A 22,089-nucleotide genomic window follows, 5' to 3' on the forward strand; every position below is an offset into this window, starting at 1 on the left:
CCTAATTACTTTTCTATTTTGTCAACGAATAATACACCATCTAAATGATCTATTTCATGACAGAATGCTCTTGCTAAAAGCTCTTCTCCTACTATTTCAAATAATTGCCCTTCTCTATTGTAAGCTCTCACCTTTACTGTATATGGTCTTTTTACTACTCCACTTTTACCTGCTACACTTAAGCAACCTTCATCATCAATTTGTTCTCCTGATACTTCTATTATTTCTGGATTTATAAGTTCTAATAATCCATCTCCAATATCTATAACTACTACTCTTTTTAATATTCCAACTTGTGGTGCTGCAAGACCTACACCATCAGCTTCATACATTGTATCAGCCATATCATCTAATAATTGAATTATTTTATCATCAATTTTTTCTACTTTTTTTGAAACCTTTCTAAGTACTGGTTCACCTATTTGAACTATTTGTCTTAATGCCATTTTTACATTCCTCCTAAAAATTATAATACGCTATTTGGATTTATATCTATAGATATATTAATATCCTTATTAAATACAACTTCTCTTTTAGTTATACATATATATTTTATTATACCTTTTAATAAATTAATTTCAATATTATCATCTTTAAATAATATTTGCCATCTATAATTATGATTTATCTTTGAAATAGAGCATGGATTAGGTCCTAATATAAAATCAAATTCTTTTATACCTCTGTTTTCTAATAAATAAATTATAGAGTTATACATTGCTCTAGCATTTTGCTCTACCATTTTTTCATTATTTCCACTAATCACAACACTTAACATATTATTAAATGGGGAATATCCAAATGCTTTTCTTATTTTTATCTCATCTTCAAAAAAACCTTCATAATCATAGTTAATCGCTCTTCTAATTGAATAATGATCAGTATCATAAGTTTGAAGAACTACCTTTCCTTCCTTTTCTGATCGACCTGCTCTACCTGCAACCTGTGTAATTAACTGAAAAGTAGTTTCTGCACTTTTAAAATCTGGGAAGTTTAATATCATATCAGCAGATAATATCCCTACTAAGGTTACATTCTCAAAATCCAACCCTTTTGAAAGCATTTGAGTCCCTATTAGAATATCTGCCTCTTTATTTCTAAATTTATTTAAAATTTCTTCTAATGAACCTTTTTTAGATGTAGTATCTTTATCCATTCTAAGAACTCTAACACCTCTAAAAATATTTTTAATTTCTTCTTCTATTTTTTGAGTTCCAGTTCCAAATGGCTTAACATAATGACTACCACATTCCGGACATTCCTTTGGTATTTCCTTTTCATACCCACAATAATGACAACGCCCTAAATTTTTACCTTTATGATAAGTTAGTGATATATCGCAGTTCTCACATTGAAATACATAACCACAACTTCTGCAAGAAACAAAGTTTGCATACCCTCTTCTATTTAAAAATAATATAACTTGATTATTATTTCTTATAGCATTTTCAATTTCTAAATGAAGTTTGTTGCTAAGTATACTTTTATTACCATTAGATAATTCATTTTTCATATCAACTATTTCAATCTTAGGCAATGGATTTTTATTAGCTCTATTCTTTATACTAATAAGCTCATAGTCTCCATTTACAGCTTTATAATATTCATCTATGGAAGGTGTAGCTGATCCTAGAACTAAAGATATATTCTTCTTCATTACTAAATATCTTGCAACCTCTATTGCATTAAATTTAGGATTTTTTTCTGATTTATAAGCCCCTTCATGAAACTCATCAATTATAACAACTCCTAAGCTACTAAATGGAGCAAACAATGCTGATCTTGCACCTATTAGTATTCTTATTTTACCTAATTTTATAGCCTTATAAACATCATGTTTTTCACCTTCTGAGAGTTGACTATGAAAAACACCTACTATATCCCCAAATCTATTTTTAAATCTAGATATTGTTTGTGGTGTTAGAGATATTTCTGGAACTAAAACTATACTATCTAAACCTTGATTTAATGCATATTCTATGATTTCCATATAAACTTCAGTTTTTCCACTACCTGTCACTCCATGTATCATATAAGGTTTTTTATTATCGTTAAACATTTCAGAAGTTACTTTATTTATAGCATACTCTTGTTCTTCATTTAAGGTTATTTTCTTACATTCTGACTCATATATACTTTCTGGACTTCTATAATAGTCCTTTATTTCCAGGGTAATCAGATTCTTACCTACTAGAGAAGTTATACTTTGTTTTGATGCATTTAATATTTCTAATAAGTCATTAATTTCTACACTACTATTATATTTAAGAAACTCCACAATTTCTTTCTGTTTATTACCTAAATTTATTTTGTTTTCCGATATATAATCCTCTATATATTCTTTATCCATACTTAAAGATACATAGCAAATTTTCTTTTCATTTTTATGGTCTTTATATTCCCATTTTATATCAATAAGATTTTTTCTTTTCATCTTATCCAATATGTTGTTTATATTTTTTATTTTTTTAAGTTTGTCCATCTTTATTTTTCTTTTATTATTTAAAAGAGTTTCTATTATAAATATTTCATTTTCATTTAAATTAAGACTTTCTTTATATAAACACATATCCATAGTATCTTTTATATTTTCACTCAAAATAACCACTTTATAGTTATTAAGCTTGTATCCTTTTGGATATATTAAATTTATACAGTCTATATATGTACATAAGTACCTATTTTTCATCCAACGAACTAATTCCAAATCACTTAGCTTAAATATAGGCTTTTCATCCAAAATGTCTACTACATATTTACTCTTTATTCCTTCTTCTATTATATTTGTAATTTCAAATACAAAGGCTTCTGTAGGTTTATTCCCCTTTCCAAAAGGTACTAATATCCTATGTCCAACTTCTAATTCATTCTCTAGAAACTCAGGAATTTCATATGTAAATAAATTATCTGTATATATGCTATTGTTTCTAACTATAACTTTTGCATATTTTTTCATATTTTAACCTCTATTTATACCTATTATCTAAAATTTAAGGGCCTTCTCAAAGTAAATTTTTAAAATTCACCTTGAGACAGCCCCTTATTTTTCTAATAAATCTTTAACTTTATCTAAAATAACATTAGCTACTTCATTTTTTTTCATAATAGGATATTCTTCTATAGCGCCGTCTTTGTCTATAATTTTTACAATATTAGTATCAACACCAAATCCAGCACCTTCTTTAGTTAAATCATTAGCTACTATAAAATCTAAGTTCTTTTTATTAATTTTATTTTTAGCATTTTCAATAAGATCGTTAGTTTCAGCTGCAAAACCTACTAATATCTTATCTTTCTTAACTTTTCCTATTTCATAAGCTATGTCTTTATTTCTATCTAATTTTATAACTAAGTCATCATCACTTTTCTTTATCTTTTTATCACAGTAATCCTTAGGCTTATAATCTGCAACTGCTGCACTTTTTATAATAACATCATTCTCATCTAAATTATTTATTACAGCTTCATACATATCTTTTGCAGATTCTATTCTTATAAATTTTTTTAGATTTTTTGGTGGTTCTAACGTTGTCGGTCCAGAAACTAGTGTTACTTCAGCACCTCTATCACAAGCTTCTTTAGCTATTGCATAGCCCATTTTTCCTGTAGAACGATTAGTTATGTATCTTACTGGATCTATTGCTTCTACAGTAGGTCCAGCTGTAATTATTATTTTCTTACCTTCTAAATCTTGCTTTTTTGTAAGAGCATCTACTACAGCTTCAACTATATTTTCTGGAGTTGCAAGTTTACCTTTACCTATATCTCCACAAGCAAGCCTACCACTTTCAGGCTCTATAAATTCATAGTTTAATGCTCTTAATGTATCTATATTTCTTTGTACTATAGGATTTTCGTACATATTAGTATTCATTGCCGGAGCTATTAAAACTTTCGCTTTAGTAGCCATAACTGTAGTTGAAAGCATATCGTCACTTATACCACAAGCCATTTTCCCAATTATATTGGCAGTGGCTGGAGCTATTAAGAATACATCTGCTTTTTTAGCTAAAGATATATGCTCTACATCCCATGTTTTAGGTTCTTCAAACATATCACAAACTACGTAGTTTTGACTTAAAGACTGAAAAGTTAAAGGTGTTACAAATTCTGTAGCGCTTTTAGTCATTATTACATGCACATTTACACCAAGCTTTTTTAGTCTACTTACTACATCACAAACTTTGTATACGGCAATTCCACCACTTACGCCAATTACAACAGTTTTATTTTTTAGCATATCTTATTCCTCTATTTCTTTTTTATCAGCTTCTTGTTCTTGCTTTTCTTCTAATTCAGCTTGTTCTATTTCCATTTGACTTAATACTCTATATGTTATTTCACCTTCTGCAACTTCTTGAGTAGCTATACATACAGGCTTATTTTCTTTTTGCTTATTTTCTACATATGGAGCTGATCCATCTATTATTTCTCTCGCTCTTTTTGCAACAGTACCTACTAAATAGTATCTGTTGTCTATTTTGTTTAATACTTCATTTATTGATGGTTTTATCATTTTATAACTCCTCCTTGAACTTCTCTATTATATTATTCTTATATCTAGTAACTTTATTCTTCTCTGAAGATATTATAGCTTCTAGTTCTTTAACTGATTTTTCAACGTCTTTATTAAATATAAAGTAATCATAATCATCTATTTGTTTTATTTCTTCAAATGCACAACTAAATCTCTTTTCTATTTCTTCTGCAGTTTCTGTTCCTCTTCCAACTATTCTATTCTTTAATTCTTTAAGAGATGGAGGAAGTACAAATATGAATATTCCTTCTGGATATACTTTTTTAACTTGTCTTGCTCCTTGCATTTCTATTTCTAAGATAACATCTTGACCTTTTGCTAAAGTTTCCATTATTGCAGCTTTTGGTGTACCATAGAAATTATCATAAATCTGAGCGTACTCTAAAAATTCACCTTTTTCTATCATAGATGTAAACTCTTCTTTTTCTAAAAAGAAGTAATTAACTCCATGAACTTCTCCATTTCTAGGCTTTCTTGTTGTAGCTGATACAGAAAGCTTTATTTGGTCATTTTCTTCTAATATAGCTTTACAAATTGTACCCTTACCTGCTCCAGATGGTCCTGATACAACTAGTAATAGTCCTTTTCTTTTAACCATTACTTTTCTTCCTTTCTATTGTCTATTTATACTATTCTATGTTTTGAATTTGCTCTCTTATCTTTTCCAATTCACTTTTTATTTCAACAACTAAGTTAGTTATATTTAAATCAGACGACTTAGAACCTATAGTATTCGTTTCTCTATTCATTTCTTGTATTAAGAAGTCTATTTTTCTTCCGATTGATTCATCTTTAACTATAGTATTTTTTAATTGTTCTATATGACTTTTAAATCTTACTATTTCTTCTGTTATACTACTTTTGTCTGCATATATAGCTACTTCTTGAGCTAATCTACTTTCATCTATTAGACTTGGATTTTCTAATATTTCACTTATTCTACTATTTAATTTTTCTTTATAATCAATAACTACATTATAAGAATGCTTTTCAATTTCTTCAATTAAACTTTTAAGAAGGTCAGATCTTTCTAAAACATCTTTAGCTAATCTTTGTCCTTCTTCACTTCTCATTTCCTTTAATTTAATTAAAGTTTCTTCTAATGCTTTTCTTAGCATTGACCATAATAATTCTTCGTCTTCTTCTTTTTCCTCTGTCTTTATTATATCAGGGAACTTTGCTACGTTCATAACACTTATATCATCAACTAAATCAAACTTATTTCTTATATCTCTTAATATATTTACATATTGGCTTGCCAATACTTCATCGAACTTTAAGTTTACATCTTCACTACCTAACAAGTCAAGCTTTATGTAAATATCTACTCTACCTCTTTTTATGTAATTTTTAACAAAGTTCCTAGCCTTATCTTCTAAAAAAGATATTTTCCTTGGAAGTCGTATATTTATATCACAATACTTATGATTTATAGTTTTACATTCTACTAAAAAATAATAATTATCATCTTTATATTCGCCTCTTCCAAATCCAGTCATACTAATAGCCATATTATACCTCCAAATTTCCTTCGCATATTTTCACTGAAGGTCCTGTCATATAAACAAAATCTTCTATATCTATCTTTACTGTTCCGCCCTTAGATGTTACATTTACACACTTGCCTACTTTGTTTAAGTAATTGCAAATTAATGCAGACGCAGTCATCCCTGTCCCGCATCCGAGTGTGTATCCACATCCTCTTTCCCAAGTGTTCACATATATACTATTTCCATCTTCTATTTTAACGAAATTAACATTTGTTCCTTCCTTAAAAATCTTATATTTTTCTATTTCTTTTCCATATTTATATAATTCTTCTAAACTTAAGTTTTCTGATAAAATAACCGTATGTGGAACACCCATTAATATTGAACTTAAAGTGAACTCTTTATCTAATATTTTTACTTTTTTATTTATGAATATTTCATCCTCTGTATCTACAGGAATATCCTTTGCTAAAAAGCTTCCTTTTCCCATATTTACTTTTACTGAATCAATTTCATTATTTTTTAAATTTGCTTTTATTTTCTTTATTCCATCTAAAGTATATACATCAAATTCTTCTTTTCTAACTATATTATTGTCATAAACAAATTTTACAAAACATCTTAATCCATTTCCACACATTGCAGCTCTTGAACCATCAGAGTTATAATAAACCATCTCTACGTCTGCTACATTAGAATCTTTAACTACCAATAGCCCATCTGCTCCAACTGAAAACCTTCTATGACACACTTGTTTTGCTAAATTTCCATAATCATTGCAATCTATATTATCATTTCTGCCATCTATAGCTATAAAATCATTCCCTATTCCGTGTAACTTCCAAAACTTCATATATTTCTCCCCTTTTATATAAGTTACTAACTAAATATTATACAACATTACAATGTTAAAATAAATAATTAGATTCGTTTTTTCTAATTGATTATTAGTTGAATAAAACCCTTTATTGTAACTAATCATAAAACATATAAATTTTTATACTTATATATTATATTTACTTACTATTCACATTATTGATATTATGTGTAATAATTAATTTATTGATATTTAATATGAAGGGAGTGTTTTTATGGCTTTAGATGGTTTAGTTATTCACTCATTAGTTAATGAACTATCTACTAAACTTATTGGTGGTAAAGTTGATAAAGTTCATCAACCAGAAGATGATGAGATTGTTTTATATATAAGAAATAATAAAGAAAATTTTAAACTAGTTTTAAGTTGTAGTTCTTCTAATCCTAGGGTTTATATTGCTAATGACTACAAAAAAGAAAATCCTATTAAAGCACCTATGTTTTGCATGCTTTTTAGAAAATATATACAAGGTGGTAATATAGTAAATATTTCACAAGTTGGATTTGAAAGAATTATAAAAATAAGTATTGATTCTTTAGATGAATTAAAAGAAAAAACTAGAAAAGATATTTACATAGAAATAATGGGTAGACACAGTAATATAATTCTTACTCATAACTCTGATAATAAAATTATAGATTCGGCTAAAAGAATTCCTACAAGTATAAGTAGAGTTCGTCAAATACTTCCTGGTCTTACTTATGAGCTTCCACCTGCTCAAAGTAAATTAAATCCACTTGATAATATATCTAAAGATAGTTTTATAAAGTCTTTAAAAACTTTTGATGGCCCTATTTTTAAAGGAATATATTCTAAATTTTTAGGTATAAGCCCTGTAATCTCAAAAGAATTATGTTATAGAGCTAATATCAACGAAAAAATAAATACAAATGATATTTCAGAAGAAGATATAACTTCTCTATATAATGAATTTAGCAGTTTATTTAATAATATAATTAATAATATTTTCTCACCATGCATAGTTATTAATGAAAAATTAGATAAGGTTATTGATTTTAGCTGTATTAATTTAACTTTATATAATGATTTAAAATTTATTAATAAAGATAGTATGTCAACTATTTTAGAGGGCTACTATAAGACTAAAGACATAAAAGATAGAATTCATCAACGTGCTTCTGATTTAAAGAAAAGTATTTCTGTAAAACTTGAAAGGCTTTATCATAAACAAGAAAAACAAGAAGAAGAGTTATTAGAAGCTGAAAATGCTGATATTTATAAGGTAAAGGGTGAACTACTTACAGCTTATATTTACATGATTGAAAAGGGAATGGATAGTGTTGAGGTTCAAAACTTCTATGACCCTAATTATGAAAATGTAACTATATCTCTTAATAAAAATTTAACTCCTTCTGAAAACGCTCAAAAGTATTTCAAGAAATATAATAAATTGAAAACAGCTAAAAAAGAAATAACTTCTCAAATAGCTATAAATAAAGAAGAAATAGATTACTTAGAGAATATAATTTTAAGTATAGAAAACTGTGAAAATTTAGCTGAACTTCAAGATATTAAAGATGAACTTATTAGGCTTGGGTACTCAAAGTCATCAGGTAAACTAAAGTCTAAAAAAGAGACTGCACTTACTACTAAACCGCATGAGTTTATTTCATCCGAAGGATTTAAAATTCTTGTAGGTAAGAATAATAAGCAAAATGATTACCTTACCCTTAGAATTGCAGACCCAGATGATATATGGATGCATACAAAAAATATTCCAGGATCTCATGTTATTATAAAATGTGCTGGAAAAGATGTATCTGAGCAAACTATATACGAAGGCGCTATGTTAGCAGCTTATTTTAGTAAATCCAAAATGTCTTCTCAAGTACCTGTAGATTATACTAAGAAGAAACATGTAAAGAAACCTAGTGGTTCTAAACCTGGTATGGTAATTTATGAAACTAATAGTACAATGTATGTAACTCCAACTGAAGAAATGGTTGCATCATTAAAAAATAAAGATTTTTAAAATGAAATCAACAGGATATACTTTTAACTGTATATTCTGTTGATTTTTTATATTTATAGAATTTATTTAAAACTTAATTAAATTTGTTTGTATTATGATTGTAAGTGTATATTTTTTTCTTTATTTTTTATTTGTATGTATTCAGTATTCTTGTTTTTTTATGAAGGTATTTATATTTAAACGTCTAATTTTATTATTATAAAGGAATACGTTTTCTTATTTTGAGTTATAAATTTTTAGAAGGTTGGTGTACATATTATGACAAATACTATAGTAAATTTCCCTTACAATTTTAGAGGAGTAGCAAGATTAGATTCAGATGGTGTAGTTCACAATCATCTTTACCATGAATGTCCAGTTGGAAAAGTTGATAAAAATGTTATATACAATAAAAATAACTTTCCTATTGGTAGAGTTGATGAAAGTGGGATAATTCATAACCATATAACAAAAAATTCACCTATTGGTAAAGTTGATGAAAATGGATATGTATATAATGGTGTTTCTAAGCAGTCTTTAGTTGGAAGAATTGATGGAGATAATGCTAGTTTAGCCGGAAGTGCTTATTTACTACTATTACATAATAAATAAAAATAACTGCATGTAAATTTTCATGCAGTTATTTTTATTTTAATAAATTCATATATTAAGACTTTTTATCTATTATTCTATACTTTTAATGCTATCTTATTTATCAGCTTTTAGCGACTCTACAAATTCTATTTCTCCAATAAAATTATTCCATTTAAGCTCTTTTTTAAACTCCTCAAAGCACCTTTTAGCCCTACCTCCACCACTACAAGCAAATAATCTCATATTTCTATTATATATTTTATAATCTCTAGTAAATCTATTAAATGGTAATGCATAAGTTCCAACCCATATAGGTGAACCAAAAATATATTCTCATAATTATTTAAATCTATATATTTATTTATAAGTATTGGATTCTCTTTAAAAATTATACTTTTACTTACTTAGAAGTATTTTTTTAAGCCTTTTTTAGAAAATACTTTTTTGTTCTTAATTCCATAATATCTGCATTTAACCCTTTTGCAATTATTTCTTCTATTAATTTTGTATTTCCTTCTATTGAAAAATACACAACTAAGTTTTTCACAATATATATATCTTTTTGCTTTTCTAATTTTTATCAAATAGAATAAATATATCTTTTATATACAAAATTTCATTTTATATATATAAATTTCTATTAAATACCACTACTTTAAATTATAATCATAATATATGCTAATTATTAACTTTTTAGAGGAGATTATATGAATAATTTATTTTTATACTATATTTTTATAATTAATATAATAGGATTTATTTCAATATATGTAGATAAGATGAGAGCTATAAAAAATCAATGGCGAATTCGTGAATCTACTTTATTTACTATTGCTTATATAGGTGGTAGTATTGGTTCTTTGTTAGGAATGTACTTATTTAGACATAAGACAAAACATATTAAATTTACGATTGGATTTAATTTTATACTTCTTATTCAGATAGCTTTAATATCTATGTTTTATATATAATTTATTATTTATTTTTATTAAAATTAAAAAGCTATAAACAATAGATTTGTTAAAATGTAGCCTTATCTAAGTACATTTTAACCTTTTATCTACTGTTTATAGCTTTGATTTATAATGCTATTGATTTATCTTCATCTATAAAAAATCTTTTATACCATACTAAAAAAATATATATTACCCAAATTTTTCTTGCATTATTCTCGTTTCCATTATAATGATTATCTAGTAATTTTACTATCTTAGTAGTATCGAAAAATTCTCTAGCATAATCACTCTCAAAAGATTCTTTTACTATTCTATGATATTTTTCTTCTTTTAGCCACTCTCTTATTGGTACTGGGAATCCTTTTTTCTCTCTTTTAGCCCATTCATCTGGAAGTACTTCATTAGCTGCTTTTCTTAAAACATATTTTGTATTTTCATCATTAACCCTATAATCTCTAGGTATATCTTGAGCTACTTTCATAACCTCTTTATCTAAAAATGGAACTCTTAATTCTAAAGAATGTGCCATACTCATTTTATCTGCTTTTAGCAATATATCCCCTGGCAGCCAAAGATTCAAATCTAAATATTGTTTCTTTGTTAAATCATCTTTATCTTTTACTTTTTCATATATAGGTTTAGTTATATCTTTTATTGACGGTGATTGAGAATATTCTTTATTTAGTATATCTTTTGCTTCATCTTCTTCAAAAACAAAAGCTTGCCCTATAAAGTAATCTTCAACATCACTTCCTCCCTTAATCATTAACATTTTACCTTTAAAATATGGTTTATTCTTAACCAACTTAGCTAGTAATTTTCTTAAAGGTTTAGGAACTTTCTTATATTTTTTCATAACTGAAGTTTCATCATACCATTCATAGCCACCAAATAGTTCATCTGCACCTTCTCCAGATAAAACAACTGTAACATGTTCTCTTGCTAACTCAGATAAGAAATATAAGGGAATCGATGATGGATTTGCTTGTGGCTCATCCATATGATATTGAATACAATCCAGTTTATTAAAACACTCTTCAGCATTTATAATTTTACTTAAATTTTCTATTTCAAGCATATTAGATAAGTCTTTTGCTAAATTAGATTCATTAAACTTATCTTGCTCAAATCCAACCGAAAAAGTTTTTTGTGGCATCAAAACACTAGTTATGTAACTAGAATCTACTCCACCAGATAAAAATGAACCTAAAGGAACTTCACTATTTTTATGAACTTCTACCGATTGATTAACTATATGCTTAACTTCATTTATATAATTTTCTAATGTATTTTCTTTTTCATCAAAATTGATATCCCAGTATCTTTTTATTTCCATCTTTTCATTTTCATAAGTAAAGTAATGAGCTGGTGGGAGTTTAAATACTCCTTTAAAGAAAGTCTCATTTAAAACTGAGTATTGGAACGTTAGATACGGTTTTAAAGCATCTTTATTTAATTCTTTTACGAAGTCTGGATGTTTTAAAAAACTTTTTATCTCTGATCCAAATAAGAATGATTTTTCATCTTTTCCTAAAAAACTAGTGTAATAAAAAGGTTTTATACCAAAATGATCTCTTGCACCAAATAATTTCTTATTTTTAGTATCGAAAATTACAAAAGCAAACATTCCCCTAAGCTTTTGTACCATATCTTCTTTATATTCTTCATAAGAATGTACTAGAACTTCACTATCTGTATCAGTTTTAAATATATGCCCTCTTTGTATTAACTCTTCTCTTAGATCTTTATAATTATATATCTCACCATTAAATACTAATGCTATACTTTTATCTTCATTAAATAAAGGTTGAGCTCCATGAGTCACATCTATTATGCTAAGCCTTCTAAAGCCTAATGCTACATCCTCATTTATAAATTCACCAGTTTGATCTGGGCCCCTATGTATTATAGTATCTAACATATCCTTTAATATATATTTCTTATTATTTGCTTTGCTAACAAATCCAACAAATCCACACATACATATCTCCCCCCTCTATGCTTAAGTTTTTGCTATATATATTTTGTTTCAAAGCTATATTATATCATAGTTTTTGTTATTTTTACAATTTTTTACATTTACTTAATTGTCAAAATTATCTGAAATAATAAATGAGTAAAATAAAACACAAAATCTAGACTTTAAAATCTAAATTTTGCGTTTTCTGTTTTAATTATTAGCACTAGAAACTTTAATGCTAACTTTTGTTTTTTCATTTTTAAATTGGTTTTTATTTAATAACCTATTTAATACTATACCTATAATTGCCGCTAAACTTAATCCTGTTATTTTAACACTTTGAGTTACAGGTATTCCTATTGATATTCCTTTATTTCCTAAATAAGTAGTTCCTAATCCTATTACTAATATAGTAGCTATTATTATCATATTATTTTTATTCTCTACACACTTACTGTCTTTTATAGTCTTTAAACCTACAAAAGTTATCATTGAGAATAACATTATACTTATTCCACCCATAACAGCTTGAGGTATGCTTTGTAAGAATCCTCCAAACTTACCAATACAAGCAAGAAGTATTGCAAGAATTGCTGTACGTCTTAAGTTTGCTGGATCGTAATTTTTAGTTATAGCAAGTACTGCTGTATTTTCTCCGTAAGTAGTATTTGCTGGCCCTCCTAAAAAACCTGCTACCATTGTAGCTAATCCATCTCCTAATAATGTTTTATTTAGTCCTGGATTTTCTAAGAAATTCTTACCTACAACAGTTCCATTAGTAGTAATGTCTCCTATATGCTCCATGAAAACTGCTAAAACAACCGGTGCTATTATAACTATTGCTTCAAGACTAAATTTAGGTAGTGTAAAGTTTGGTATTGCAAATAAACTAGCACTTGTTATAGTTGATGTATCTATTAATCCTGTAAAGTAACATATCGTATAACCTATAATTACTGATATCAAAATTCCTATTTGCTTTAAAAATCCTTTAGCAAATAAGTTTATACATATTGCTACACCTAATGTAATAGCTGCTATAATAAAATTATGTGAAGCCATATCAAAAGCTGTTGGTATTAAGTTTAATCCTATTACAGCTATCATTGCTCCTGTAACTTGAGGTGGGAAATAATTTTTGATTTTTTCAGCACCAATAATTTTTACTAAACATGAAAGTATTACATATACAAAACCTGCTACAATTATACCACCTTGTGCATAAGCCAAATCTCCTCCATGAGCATCTATAGCTGCTTTTATTACTGGTATAAATGCAAAACTTGAACCTAAAAATACTGGCACTTTATTTTCTGTACAAAAATGGAATATTAACGTTCCTATGCCTGCACAAAATATTGCAACTGCTGGATCTAACCCTGTTAACATTGGAACTAATACTGTAGCTCCAAACATTGCTAATAAATGTTGAAATGACATGATTAATTTTTTCATAAAAAACCTCCCAAAATTTTTTTAGGGAGAAATATTCTCCCTTTTTCAGTCTCTCTGTACTGAATTAAAAGGCAATATAAAACCTTATTTTATTCTAGTTAAATTTTATGCTTTTATTCTTTAATAGTTACTGAATCTTCTTCGTCAGTTTCTATTAATTTAACTGATATTACTTCAGACTTTGATGTTGGTACATTTTTTCCAACATAATCTGCCCTTACTGGTAACTCTCTATGACCTCTATCTACTAATACTGCAAGTTGTATTGATTTTGGTCTTCCAATATCCATTATTGCATCTAATGCTGCTCTTACAGTTCTTCCTGTGTATAGTACATCATCTACTAATACAACTATTTTATCATTTATGTTGAAATTTATATTTGAACCATTAATGACTGGATCTACATTAACCTTCTTTAAGTCATCTCTGTATAAAGTTATATCTACTTCTCCAGTATTAACAGGTTTGCCTTCAATTTGCTCTATTTTTTTAGATATTCTATTTGCTATAGGTACTCCTCTAGTCTTTATACCTACTAAAACAACATCATCTATACCTTTGTTTTTTTCTAATATTTCATGACTTATTCTTGTTATAGCTCTTCCTATAGCTTTGTCATCCATTAGTGTTGCTTTTTCTTTCATTTGATTCCTCCTAGGCTAATTACTTAGTATTAATAATAAAAAAAGCTTCTTACCATAAGACAAGAAGCTAATATTACAAAACTAAGTAATATATACTTATATTCGCCTTATGATATCTCTGTATCAATTAAAGGTATTTCTTTTTAAACTTTCTATTACTATTACAATTATAAATTGTATTATACTTTTTTTCAAGGCATTTATTGTTTTATATTTTATACTAAAAAACAAAGTTTACTTTAGTTTTTTTAGTATATCTTTAAAATAATCTGGTAGTTCTGAATCAAATTCTATATACTCATTATTTCTTGGATGTATAAATCCTAGCTTCTTCGCATGTAGAGTTTGACCATTTAGTTTGAACTTCGTATTCTTAGGTCCGTAAACAGGATCTCCTAATAACGGATGATTTATTGAAAGTGCATGAACCCTTATCTGGTGAGTTCTGCCAGTTTCTAATCTAGCTCTCATATGTGTAAAGTTTTCAAATCTTTCTACTACCTCAAAATGTGTAACAGCACGTTTTCCATCTTTAACGATAGCCATTTTAAGCCTATCCTTAGGATTTCTACCTAAAGGTTTATCTACTGTTATTTTATCTTCCTTAACGACACCGTGGCATATGAATTCATATTCTCGTGTTATTGAGTGATCTTTTAGTTGCTCCGCTAAGCTATTGTGTGCATTATTATTCTTGGCTATCATTAAAAGTCCAGATGTATCCTTATCAATTCTATGAACTATACCAGGTCTTATAACACCGTTTATAGATGATAACTTATCTTTACAGTGATACAGTATAGCATTAACTAAAGTGTTTTCATAGTTTCCAGGGGCTGGGTGAACAACCATATCCTGAGGTTTGTTTACAATTAATACATCATCATCCTCATATACTATATCTATAGGTATATTTTGAGGAACTACCTCTAGTAACTTCGGTGCTGGTATTTCTATTTTTATATTGTCATCTTCTTTTACCAAATACTTTGCTTTTTCAATTTTTCCGTTAACTTCAACTTTTTTATCTTTTATAATTTTTTGTATATAACTTCTAGACATATCTCCTAACTGTTCTGATAAGTAAACGTCTAGTCTATCTCCTTCTTCTTCTTCACCTACTAAAAACTGTCTTATTTCGTCCATTACTTCACCATCTCTTTATCTTCAAAAAATAATATATGTATACATAGTAGTATTGTACCTACTACTACAAATACATCTGCCACATTAAATACATATTCCCAAATTATTCTAAAATCAAAATAGTCTACAACAAACCCTAATCTTACTCTATCTATTAGATTTCCAATGGCTCCTGAAATTATAAGTAAAATTCCAACTTTGCCGACTAAATTTATTTTTTTCTTATGTAAATAGTATAAACCAAATGCAGAAGCTACTAATGCAACTATAATAAATATAGTTTGATTGTTTTGAAACATTCCAAATGCAGCTCCTCTATTTTCTACATATGTAAGATGGAATATGTTTTGTATTACAGGTATACTGCCTGCTTCTTTTAAGTAATTTAATGCAAAGTATTTAGAAAGCTGATCTAAACCTATTAATATAGCTATTATTACTTCATAAATCAATATTATTACCCTCCTAAAAATATTATAAGTATAATTATACATAAAAAAGCTTCCTAAATGGAAGCCTAGTTTTGAGTTTCTTGATCTTTTTTATCTAAATGTTCTATTAATTCTGATATAGTTACAAATTTATACCCTTTTTCTTTTAAAGACGGTATAACAGTTTCTAATGCTTGAATTGTTTGAGATTTTGTATTTCTTACATTATTATAGTCATGCAGTAAAATTATATTCCCATTTTCAACTTTTTTTTCAATTGTGTCTACTATGTAATAAACACCTGGATTAGACCAATCTCTTGGATCTAAGTTAGACCATAAAACTATATTCATATTTTTATTCTTTACTATATCACACATATTTCTGCTAATAGCTCTATAAGGAGGTCTAAATAGCTTAGGTTCTATTCCAATTACATCTTTTATAACCTCTTGTGTTTTTATTATCTCATTGTATATTTCATTATAACCTTTTTTAGCTACGTTTATATGTGTAAAAGTATGATTTCCTATTTCATGCCCTTCTTCAAACTGCCTTTTTACTATTTCAGAATTTCTTTCAACATTTTCTCCAACTAAAAAAAATGTTGCTTTTACATCATATTTCTTTAATATATCTAGTACCTGAGGAGTAAATACATCATCTGGTCCATCATCAAATGTTAACGCAATTATTTTCTCGTCACTATTACCTTTTCTTATTATTATATCTTCATAATCTCTCGTTATATCATTATTACTTTCATTTAAATTTAATACTTCTTTTGTTTTTAAGTTCATTGTTTTTACAGAATAAAACGTAAATGCTACAATTAATAATCCTAGAAGTACACTAAATTTCTTTTTCATATTGATTGACCTCTTCTCTTATACAGTTTTATTCATTATCATCATATAAGCCATTTTTATTTAAATCAGTTAGATCTTTTAAGTCTTCTGAATAAAAATCACAACCTTTATTTATAAAATTTAAATCTACATGCTCTGTATCAGAAGGCAAGTTATCATGCTCTTTAGCACAATCAGAACATAAGTCTGTTTCTGGTATTAAATCTAATCTTTCGCTATCTATTTGTTTTTTGCAAATCTCACATATTCCATAAGTTCCACTTTCGATTTTCTCTAAAGCCTTATTTACTTGATATAATCTTCCCTTTTCATGAATAGTTAAGCTATTTTGCATATCATTCATATATTGCTCAGTTGCAAAATCAGCTGTATGATTATCATATGCTGATAATTCTCCAGAACTATATCTTTCACTAGTATGTTCTACTGTATTTCCAAATAAAGTATTATCTTGCATACTAACTATTAATTTTGATAAACTTTCTTTTTCTTTTTCTAATTCTTTTTTATATTTGTTTACATTCATCTTATACACCTCTATTTATTTCTATAAATATCTACTAAATTTAATAATTTTGCTATAAATGCTCCTATAACAGGTAAGTCTATCCAACTAGTTAGTATATAAAATACAATTGCCGCTAAAAAAGTAAATCCTATAGCTTGACCAAAACCTTTACCTAATCCAGCTACAAAGTTTATTAAAAATAATCTCCTTTTACTATCTGTAAGCATCATATACTCTCTAATTCTACTTCTCTCAATAATCAAAGTAAGTCTTTCTAAATACCTTTTTATCATTCCTAGATCTTCTTTAGGATTATCTGATAAATACATCTCATTTATGATTTTGTCTAAATTTTTCATACTAACATAAGTTGGATTTTTTTCATTTTTATCTTTACTGTTATGCTTCATATATTCACATCCTTTTATGAAACATATACTTTTAAATTAGTATGTGATATTTTTCATATAAAAATACACAACAAAAATAGCCACCTTAACGGTGACTATTTTTATTTATTTTATAAAAACTTTCTTTCTATTAAACCTACTTTTTTATACACTTTTCTTAAAGTTTTTCTTGCTTGTCTTTCAGCTTTTTCAGCACCCATAGCATATACTTTTTCTAAATATGCTTTATCTTTTAAAAGCTCTAAATATTTTTCTCTTATAGGGTTTAAAGCGTCTACTATAACTTCAGCAACATCTGCTTTAAATTCTCCATATCCTTTACCTTCATACATTGAAACTACTTCATCAACACTCTTATTAGCTAATTGAGTATATATATCTATTAAGTTCTTTATTCCCGGTTGATCATTAGAATATCTTATAACACCTTCTGAATCTGTAACACTTCTTTTTATCTTTCTTCTTATTGTGTCCGGATCATCACATAATAATATATATGCATTTTCATTAGGATCTGACTTACTCATTTTTTTATTAGGCTCTTGTAAGCTCATTACTCTACCAACTTCTTTTGGTATATATCCTTCTGGTATTTGGAATGTTGGTGAGTATCTATTATTAAATCTAGAAGCTAAATCTCTTGCTAATTCTAGATGTTGCTTTTGATCTTCTCCAACTGGTACTAAATCAGTTTGATATAAAAGTATATCAGCTGCCATAAGTACTGGATAAGTGAAAAGACCTGCATTTAAATTTGCTTCACTTTTTTGTGACTTATCTTTGAATTGAGTCATTCTACTTAACTCACCCATATAAGTCATTGTATTTAATATCCACATAAGCTCTGTATGTGCACTTACATGTGATTGTATAAATATAGTATTTTTTTCTGGATCAAGACCACAAGCTAAATATTGAGCTAATATTTCTAATGTATTTGCTCTTAAGTTTTTAGCTTCTTGTGGTACAGTAATTGCATGTAAGTCAACTATACTATAATAACAATCGTAATCATCTTGGAATTTAGGGAAGTTTCTTAATGCACCTAAATAGTTTCCAAGAGTTAATTTCCCTGATGGTTGTATACCACTAAATATTACCTTTTTTTCACTCATATTAACCCCTCCAATTATATTGCTTTTAACATATTTAAAACTATATCTTTAGATCTGTGAGCAGCTTCTACTACGAACTCATCATATGTAACATCTGCAGTTCCATCTGCCTTATCAGACATAGCTCTTATTATTACAAATGGAGTAGCATTTAAAGTACAAACATGAGCAATTGCTGCACCTTCCATTTCTGCACAATAAGCATCAAATTCACTTATTAATTCATCTTTTAATTCTTTAGAACTTACGAATATATCACCTGATACTACTCTTCCCTTTAAAACTTTATTTCCTTTAGATTCCTTAATTGATGATTCATATGCTGCATCTATAAGCATTTGATCAGCTATAAATGTTGAACTTTCCATTCTTGGTATTACACCTTTTTTGTCTCCAAATGCAGTAGTATCCATATCATGTTGTATAGCATCAGTTGATATTACTATATCTTGTACATCTAACTCACTATGAAGTGCTCCTGCTACGCCTGTATTAACTACAGCATCTACATTAAATTCACTTATTAATATTTGAGTACATAATGCTGCGTTTACTTTTCCTATACCACATTTAACTAAAACTATATTTTTTCCTTCTAACGTTCCTTTATGAAATTTTAAGCTAGCTTTTTCTACTACCTTTTCTATATCCATAAGATCTACTAATATATCTACCTCTTCATCCATTGCACCTATTATACCTATTATGTTCATGTTCATCCTCCTAAGATTTTATTTTTTAGCATAAAAAATTCGCGTTGCTCATGTCGCCAACGGCTCTGCCCGTTGCTCAAAATATTTTTTATGCTCACTAAACTTACTGATATTACTTAACTATAACAATTATATATATTTATTTATATAATATAATTTCACTAAGCATAAAAAATCCGTCCTATTAATATTAATAGGACGGATATAATTTCCGCGGTACCACCTAAATTATACATATATTCATATGTATCTCTTAAATCTGCTATAACGTGCAGTCACGATATCAGCTACTCTATAATAGTTTTAACTATTATATTTAACCTAATTCCTCTAAGATCCATTCACTAAATCTTTCTTGTAAAGTTCTCACCCTTCTTTACTCTCTGTATTGAATCTTAATTTAGTTACTAATTCTTTTCAACGGAGTCCATATTTTTTATTTATTTTATAATATGACTTACAATTAAAAATGTCAAGGGTATCATTTAAAATTAAAAATTAATATTAATAATTGTATTATAAGAACCAATATAAAGGCCATTATAAAATAATGATACGCAATCATATTAGAAAATAATTTACTAACTAAAATAATATATACTGATATTGATAGTATAAAGGCTATTATAGATTGTATTTTATAGAACTTTTTTTTATTTACTATTATTGAGTAAATTAAATTAATCAATAAAATAATACAAATAATTATAAACACAATTCTTAAAGTTTCTATCTTATCTAATGAAAATATACTATTCTCAAATTGATACTTTCTATAATAAACATGATGCATAACACCTGCTTTTTTCTTTGTTAAATATTGAAGTATACATACACCTAAAATTATCCCAATCTGAATTATAAGTGTTAATATATATAAGAATTTTTTTACTTTTCCCTTCATAATTTAATTCCTATTTAGTTGGCTCTCCAGTTTCTGTAGGATTAGATGTGTCATTACTCCATCCTATCCATCCATCACTGTATAGCTTACTATTTTCATAACCCATAACATTAGCATACGCTAAAACTTCTGCTGCTCTCCATCCACTTCCGCACATGAATATTAATTCTTTATTTGTATCAATTCCAGCTTTATCCCATAATGCTTTTATTTCATTTGCATTTCTCATTGTATTGTCTATATTACGATAGTCTTCTAACGTTACTGAAGTAGTTCCTGCATATCCATATACAGCACCTGGAATACGACCTTTCTTATCATGATAGCTATATCCAGAAATTTTTCCTATATATTCATCCCAACTACGATTGTCTACTAATATAGAATCATCATTTTTTAATTCTTCTTTTAACTCTGGTATAGTTACTATTAAATCAGGATTTGCTGGTATAGTTGTTCCAAAATCAGTTCCTGGTGTTTTTTCATTGCTTTTAGTTTCAAGTTCATATCCTGCTGATACCCAAGCATCATTACCTCCATTTAGTACTCTAACATCACTTACTCCTATATAACGAAGTACAACTGCTACTCTATATGATGCCATTACATCAGGACCTGTAACTATTATAGTATCATCTTTAGTAAATCCATAATCTAAAGCAAACTTAGTTAATTCTTCATCACTTGCTAGCATCCATGCTGGTGGTGGTTCTATAGTATCTGTATTTATATGAACACTAGTTGGAACATGTCCTTTTGAGTATGCTTCACTTTCTTCTCCCCAACTAGCTTCAACAATTTTTATATTTTTTGAATCTTTAAAAGTATCTGGGATATTACCATCTACAACTTCCTTTACAATTTCAGCTGGAACTAACATCTCATAGTTATCATATGATTCCATAGGTAAAGATTCATCTTTTGCCCATTCATTTACATTATATATATATAAGTTCTCATATCCCTTTTTATGTAAATAGTTTGCAACTTCCTTTGCATCAGTTCCATTTGAATCGTATAAAACTATATTTTTATCTTTATTAATCCCTTTAGTTTCTAATGCTTTTTCTAACGTTTCTTCTTTATCTTTATTTTCAACTTTTAACCAATTTGCTGAAAAATCTACTGCATTTAATATATGTCCTCCTCTAGATACACCATCTAAGGCCCATCCATTATATGCATCATTTATTCTAGTATCTACAATTACCCATGAATCATTATCTAAATTAGATTGCAACTCAGATGTAGAAATATTTTTAAATTCTTCATTTGACACAACCTCTTCTTTAGAACATCCTGATAAAATCGTTAAACTTAAAATTGTTATCAGTACTAAAGTTGTTTTTTTAATTTTATTAAGTATCATTTCATCCTCCTACATTTTATTCCTTGTCTATTATATACTCAGTCCGAAAACTAAGTAAATGAATATAGATTATTTCAATATATACTTTTATTAAATAGATAATATCTATAACTATTTATATAATATTATAAGTCAA

Annotated in this window: 23 protein-coding genes and 1 other annotated feature; of the genes, 3 read left to right on the forward strand and 20 right to left on the reverse strand. The window is 27.4% G+C overall.

What is annotated here, in order from left to right; all coding sequences use genetic code 11:
* Positions 1-5: 5 nt before the first annotated feature.
* The 7 genes from def to dapF all read right to left on the reverse strand — a co-directional run bounded on the left by def (position 6) and on the right by dapF (position 6,880).
* Complete coding sequence (gene def / locus HF520_RS09775; protein WP_168573850.1) at positions 6-446, reverse strand: peptide deformylase; 441 nt, start codon at positions 444-446, stop codon at positions 6-8.
* 20 nt (positions 447-466) lie between these two features.
* Positions 467-2,956, reverse strand: a complete 2,490-nt coding sequence (gene priA / locus HF520_RS09780) for a primosomal protein N' (protein ID WP_168573851.1) — start codon at positions 2,954-2,956, stop codon at positions 467-469.
* Positions 2,957-3,040: 84 nt separating this feature from the next.
* Positions 3,041-4,240 (reverse strand): bifunctional phosphopantothenoylcysteine decarboxylase/phosphopantothenate--cysteine ligase CoaBC, encoded by a 1,200-nt coding sequence (coaBC, locus tag HF520_RS09785; protein ID WP_168573852.1) that lies wholly within the window; start codon positions 4,238-4,240, stop codon positions 3,041-3,043.
* Between the two features lie 3 nt (positions 4,241-4,243).
* Positions 4,244-4,516, reverse strand: a complete 273-nt coding sequence (gene rpoZ / locus HF520_RS09790; RefSeq protein ID WP_168573853.1) for a DNA-directed RNA polymerase subunit omega — start codon at positions 4,514-4,516, stop codon at positions 4,244-4,246.
* Position 4,517: 1 nt separating this feature from the next.
* Positions 4,518-5,135, reverse strand: coding sequence for a guanylate kinase (gene gmk, locus HF520_RS09795; protein ID WP_168573854.1), 618 nt, complete (start codon positions 5,133-5,135; stop codon positions 4,518-4,520).
* A gap of 31 nt (positions 5,136-5,166) precedes the next feature.
* Positions 5,167-6,048: a YicC/YloC family endoribonuclease gene (locus HF520_RS09800; RefSeq protein WP_168573855.1), complete on the reverse strand. Its 882-nt coding sequence runs from the start codon at positions 6,046-6,048 to the stop codon at positions 5,167-5,169.
* Position 6,049: 1 nt separating this feature from the next.
* The gene (dapF, locus tag HF520_RS09805; protein ID WP_168573856.1) at positions 6,050-6,880 is read right to left on the reverse strand and encodes a diaminopimelate epimerase; all 831 of its coding nucleotides are present in this window, start codon (positions 6,878-6,880) and stop codon (positions 6,050-6,052) included.
* A 238-nt stretch (positions 6,881-7,118) separates the two neighbouring features.
* Between dapF and HF520_RS09810 the strand changes: the two genes are divergently transcribed.
* Together HF520_RS09810 and HF520_RS09815 are read left to right on the forward strand one after the other, a co-directional pair.
* A complete protein-coding gene (locus tag HF520_RS09810; RefSeq protein ID WP_168573857.1) occupies positions 7,119-8,897 on the forward strand; it encodes an Rqc2 family fibronectin-binding protein in 1,779 nt (592 codons plus the stop codon).
* 258 nt (positions 8,898-9,155) lie between these two features.
* A complete protein-coding gene (locus HF520_RS09815) occupies positions 9,156-9,488 on the forward strand; it encodes a hypothetical protein (RefSeq protein WP_168573858.1) in 333 nt (110 codons plus the stop codon).
* A 400-nt stretch (positions 9,489-9,888) separates the two neighbouring features.
* On the opposite strand, the gene HF520_RS15345 is transcribed toward HF520_RS09815, so the two are convergent.
* Complete coding sequence (locus tag HF520_RS15345; RefSeq protein WP_256372430.1) at positions 9,889-10,017, reverse strand: hypothetical protein; 129 nt, start codon at positions 10,015-10,017, stop codon at positions 9,889-9,891.
* Between the two features lie 160 nt (positions 10,018-10,177).
* Here HF520_RS15345 and HF520_RS09825 point away from each other — a divergent pair, with 160 nt between their 5' ends.
* The gene (locus HF520_RS09825; protein ID WP_168573859.1) at positions 10,178-10,441 is read left to right on the forward strand and encodes a DUF1294 domain-containing protein; all 264 of its coding nucleotides are present in this window, start codon (positions 10,178-10,180) and stop codon (positions 10,439-10,441) included.
* A 109-nt stretch (positions 10,442-10,550) separates the two neighbouring features.
* Here the strand turns inward: HF520_RS09825 and asnB are convergent, their stop codons facing one another.
* The 12 genes from asnB to HF520_RS09885 form a co-directional block, all read right to left on the reverse strand.
* Positions 10,551-12,407: an asparagine synthase (glutamine-hydrolyzing) gene (gene asnB / locus HF520_RS09830; RefSeq protein WP_168573860.1), complete on the reverse strand. Its 1,857-nt coding sequence runs from the start codon at positions 12,405-12,407 to the stop codon at positions 10,551-10,553.
* 189 nt (positions 12,408-12,596) lie between these two features.
* Positions 12,597-13,841 carry a uracil-xanthine permease family protein gene (locus tag HF520_RS09835; RefSeq protein ID WP_168573861.1) on the reverse strand — a complete coding sequence of 415 codons (1,245 nt, stop codon included), beginning with the start codon at positions 13,839-13,841 and terminating at the stop codon, positions 12,597-12,599.
* Between the two features lie 113 nt (positions 13,842-13,954).
* Complete coding sequence (gene pyrR / locus HF520_RS09840) at positions 13,955-14,488, reverse strand: bifunctional pyr operon transcriptional regulator/uracil phosphoribosyltransferase PyrR (protein WP_168573862.1); 534 nt, start codon at positions 14,486-14,488, stop codon at positions 13,955-13,957.
* A 234-nt stretch (positions 14,489-14,722) separates the two neighbouring features.
* Positions 14,723-15,634, reverse strand: coding sequence for an RluA family pseudouridine synthase (locus HF520_RS09845; protein ID WP_168573863.1), 912 nt, complete (start codon positions 15,632-15,634; stop codon positions 14,723-14,725).
* Positions 15,634-16,086 carry a signal peptidase II gene (gene lspA / locus HF520_RS09850; RefSeq protein ID WP_207710992.1) on the reverse strand — a complete coding sequence of 151 codons (453 nt, stop codon included), beginning with the start codon at positions 16,084-16,086 and terminating at the stop codon, positions 15,634-15,636. The genes HF520_RS09845 and lspA overlap by 1 nt, the downstream gene beginning before the upstream one ends.
* Positions 16,087-16,151: 65 nt before the next feature.
* Complete coding sequence (locus tag HF520_RS09855; protein WP_168573864.1) at positions 16,152-16,934, reverse strand: polysaccharide deacetylase family protein; 783 nt, start codon at positions 16,932-16,934, stop codon at positions 16,152-16,154.
* Between the two features lie 28 nt (positions 16,935-16,962).
* Entirely contained in the window at positions 16,963-17,460 is a 498-nt protein-coding gene (locus HF520_RS09860) for a TraR/DksA family transcriptional regulator (protein ID WP_168573865.1), read from the reverse strand.
* 11 nt (positions 17,461-17,471) lie between these two features.
* Positions 17,472-17,852, reverse strand: coding sequence for a DUF5665 domain-containing protein (locus HF520_RS09865; protein WP_243155139.1), 381 nt, complete (start codon positions 17,850-17,852; stop codon positions 17,472-17,474).
* 110 nt (positions 17,853-17,962) lie between these two features.
* Positions 17,963-18,967, reverse strand: a complete 1,005-nt coding sequence (gene trpS, locus HF520_RS09870; RefSeq protein WP_168573866.1) for a tryptophan--tRNA ligase — start codon at positions 18,965-18,967, stop codon at positions 17,963-17,965.
* A gap of 14 nt (positions 18,968-18,981) precedes the next feature.
* Positions 18,982-19,680 (reverse strand): 5'-methylthioadenosine/adenosylhomocysteine nucleosidase, encoded by a 699-nt coding sequence (locus tag HF520_RS09875; RefSeq protein ID WP_168573867.1) that lies wholly within the window; start codon positions 19,678-19,680, stop codon positions 18,982-18,984.
* A gap of 191 nt (positions 19,681-19,871) precedes the next feature.
* Positions 19,872-20,110 (reverse strand) — a binding site (T-box leader).
* Positions 20,111-20,161: 51 nt separating this feature from the next.
* Positions 20,162-20,584: a hypothetical protein gene (locus tag HF520_RS09880; protein WP_168573868.1), complete on the reverse strand. Its 423-nt coding sequence runs from the start codon at positions 20,582-20,584 to the stop codon at positions 20,162-20,164.
* Between the two features lie 10 nt (positions 20,585-20,594).
* A complete protein-coding gene (locus HF520_RS09885) occupies positions 20,595-21,953 on the reverse strand; it encodes a sulfurtransferase (protein ID WP_168573869.1) in 1,359 nt (452 codons plus the stop codon).
* Between the last annotated feature and the right edge of the window lie 136 nt (positions 21,954-22,089).

The organism is Romboutsia sp. CE17 (assembly GCF_012317385.1).
Taxonomy (GTDB): Bacteria; Bacillota; Clostridia; order Peptostreptococcales; family Peptostreptococcaceae; genus Romboutsia_E.

Coding starts and splice junctions, on each gene's coding strand:
- def (WP_168573850.1), bottom strand. CDS start 446: ATGGCATTAAGACAAATAGTTCAAATAGGTGAACCAGTACTTAGAAAG.
- priA (WP_168573851.1), bottom strand. CDS start 2,956: ATGAAAAAATATGCAAAAGTTATAGTTAGAAACAATAGCATATATACA.
- coaBC (WP_168573852.1), bottom strand. CDS start 4,240: ATGCTAAAAAATAAAACTGTTGTAATTGGCGTAAGTGGTGGAATTGCC.
- rpoZ (WP_168573853.1), bottom strand. CDS start 4,516: ATGATAAAACCATCAATAAATGAAGTATTAAACAAAATAGACAACAGA.
- gmk (WP_168573854.1), bottom strand. CDS start 5,135: ATGGTTAAAAGAAAAGGACTATTACTAGTTGTATCAGGACCATCTGGA.
- HF520_RS09800 (WP_168573855.1), bottom strand. CDS start 6,048: ATGGCTATTAGTATGACTGGATTTGGAAGAGGCGAATATAAAGATGAT.
- dapF (WP_168573856.1), bottom strand. CDS start 6,880: ATGAAGTTTTGGAAGTTACACGGAATAGGGAATGATTTTATAGCTATA.
- HF520_RS09810 (WP_168573857.1), top strand. CDS start 7,119: ATGGCTTTAGATGGTTTAGTTATTCACTCATTAGTTAATGAACTATCT.
- HF520_RS09815 (WP_168573858.1), top strand. CDS start 9,156: ATGACAAATACTATAGTAAATTTCCCTTACAATTTTAGAGGAGTAGCA.
- HF520_RS09825 (WP_168573859.1), top strand. CDS start 10,178: ATGAATAATTTATTTTTATACTATATTTTTATAATTAATATAATAGGA.
- asnB (WP_168573860.1), bottom strand. CDS start 12,407: ATGTGTGGATTTGTTGGATTTGTTAGCAAAGCAAATAATAAGAAATAT.
- HF520_RS09835 (WP_168573861.1), bottom strand. CDS start 13,841: ATGAAAAAATTAATCATGTCATTTCAACATTTATTAGCAATGTTTGGA.
- pyrR (WP_168573862.1), bottom strand. CDS start 14,488: ATGAAAGAAAAAGCAACACTAATGGATGACAAAGCTATAGGAAGAGCT.
- HF520_RS09845 (WP_168573863.1), bottom strand. CDS start 15,634: ATGGACGAAATAAGACAGTTTTTAGTAGGTGAAGAAGAAGAAGGAGAT.
- HF520_RS09855 (WP_168573864.1), bottom strand. CDS start 16,934: ATGAAAAAGAAATTTAGTGTACTTCTAGGATTATTAATTGTAGCATTT.
- HF520_RS09860 (WP_168573865.1), bottom strand. CDS start 17,460: ATGAATGTAAACAAATATAAAAAAGAATTAGAAAAAGAAAAAGAAAGT.
- HF520_RS09865 (WP_243155139.1), bottom strand. CDS start 17,852: ATGAAGCATAACAGTAAAGATAAAAATGAAAAAAATCCAACTTATGTT.
- trpS (WP_168573866.1), bottom strand. CDS start 18,967: ATGAGTGAAAAAAAGGTAATATTTAGTGGTATACAACCATCAGGGAAA.
- HF520_RS09875 (WP_168573867.1), bottom strand. CDS start 19,680: ATGAACATAATAGGTATAATAGGTGCAATGGATGAAGAGGTAGATATA.
- HF520_RS09880 (WP_168573868.1), bottom strand. CDS start 20,584: ATGAAGGGAAAAGTAAAAAAATTCTTATATATATTAACACTTATAATT.
- HF520_RS09885 (WP_168573869.1), bottom strand. CDS start 21,953: ATGATACTTAATAAAATTAAAAAAACAACTTTAGTACTGATAACAATT.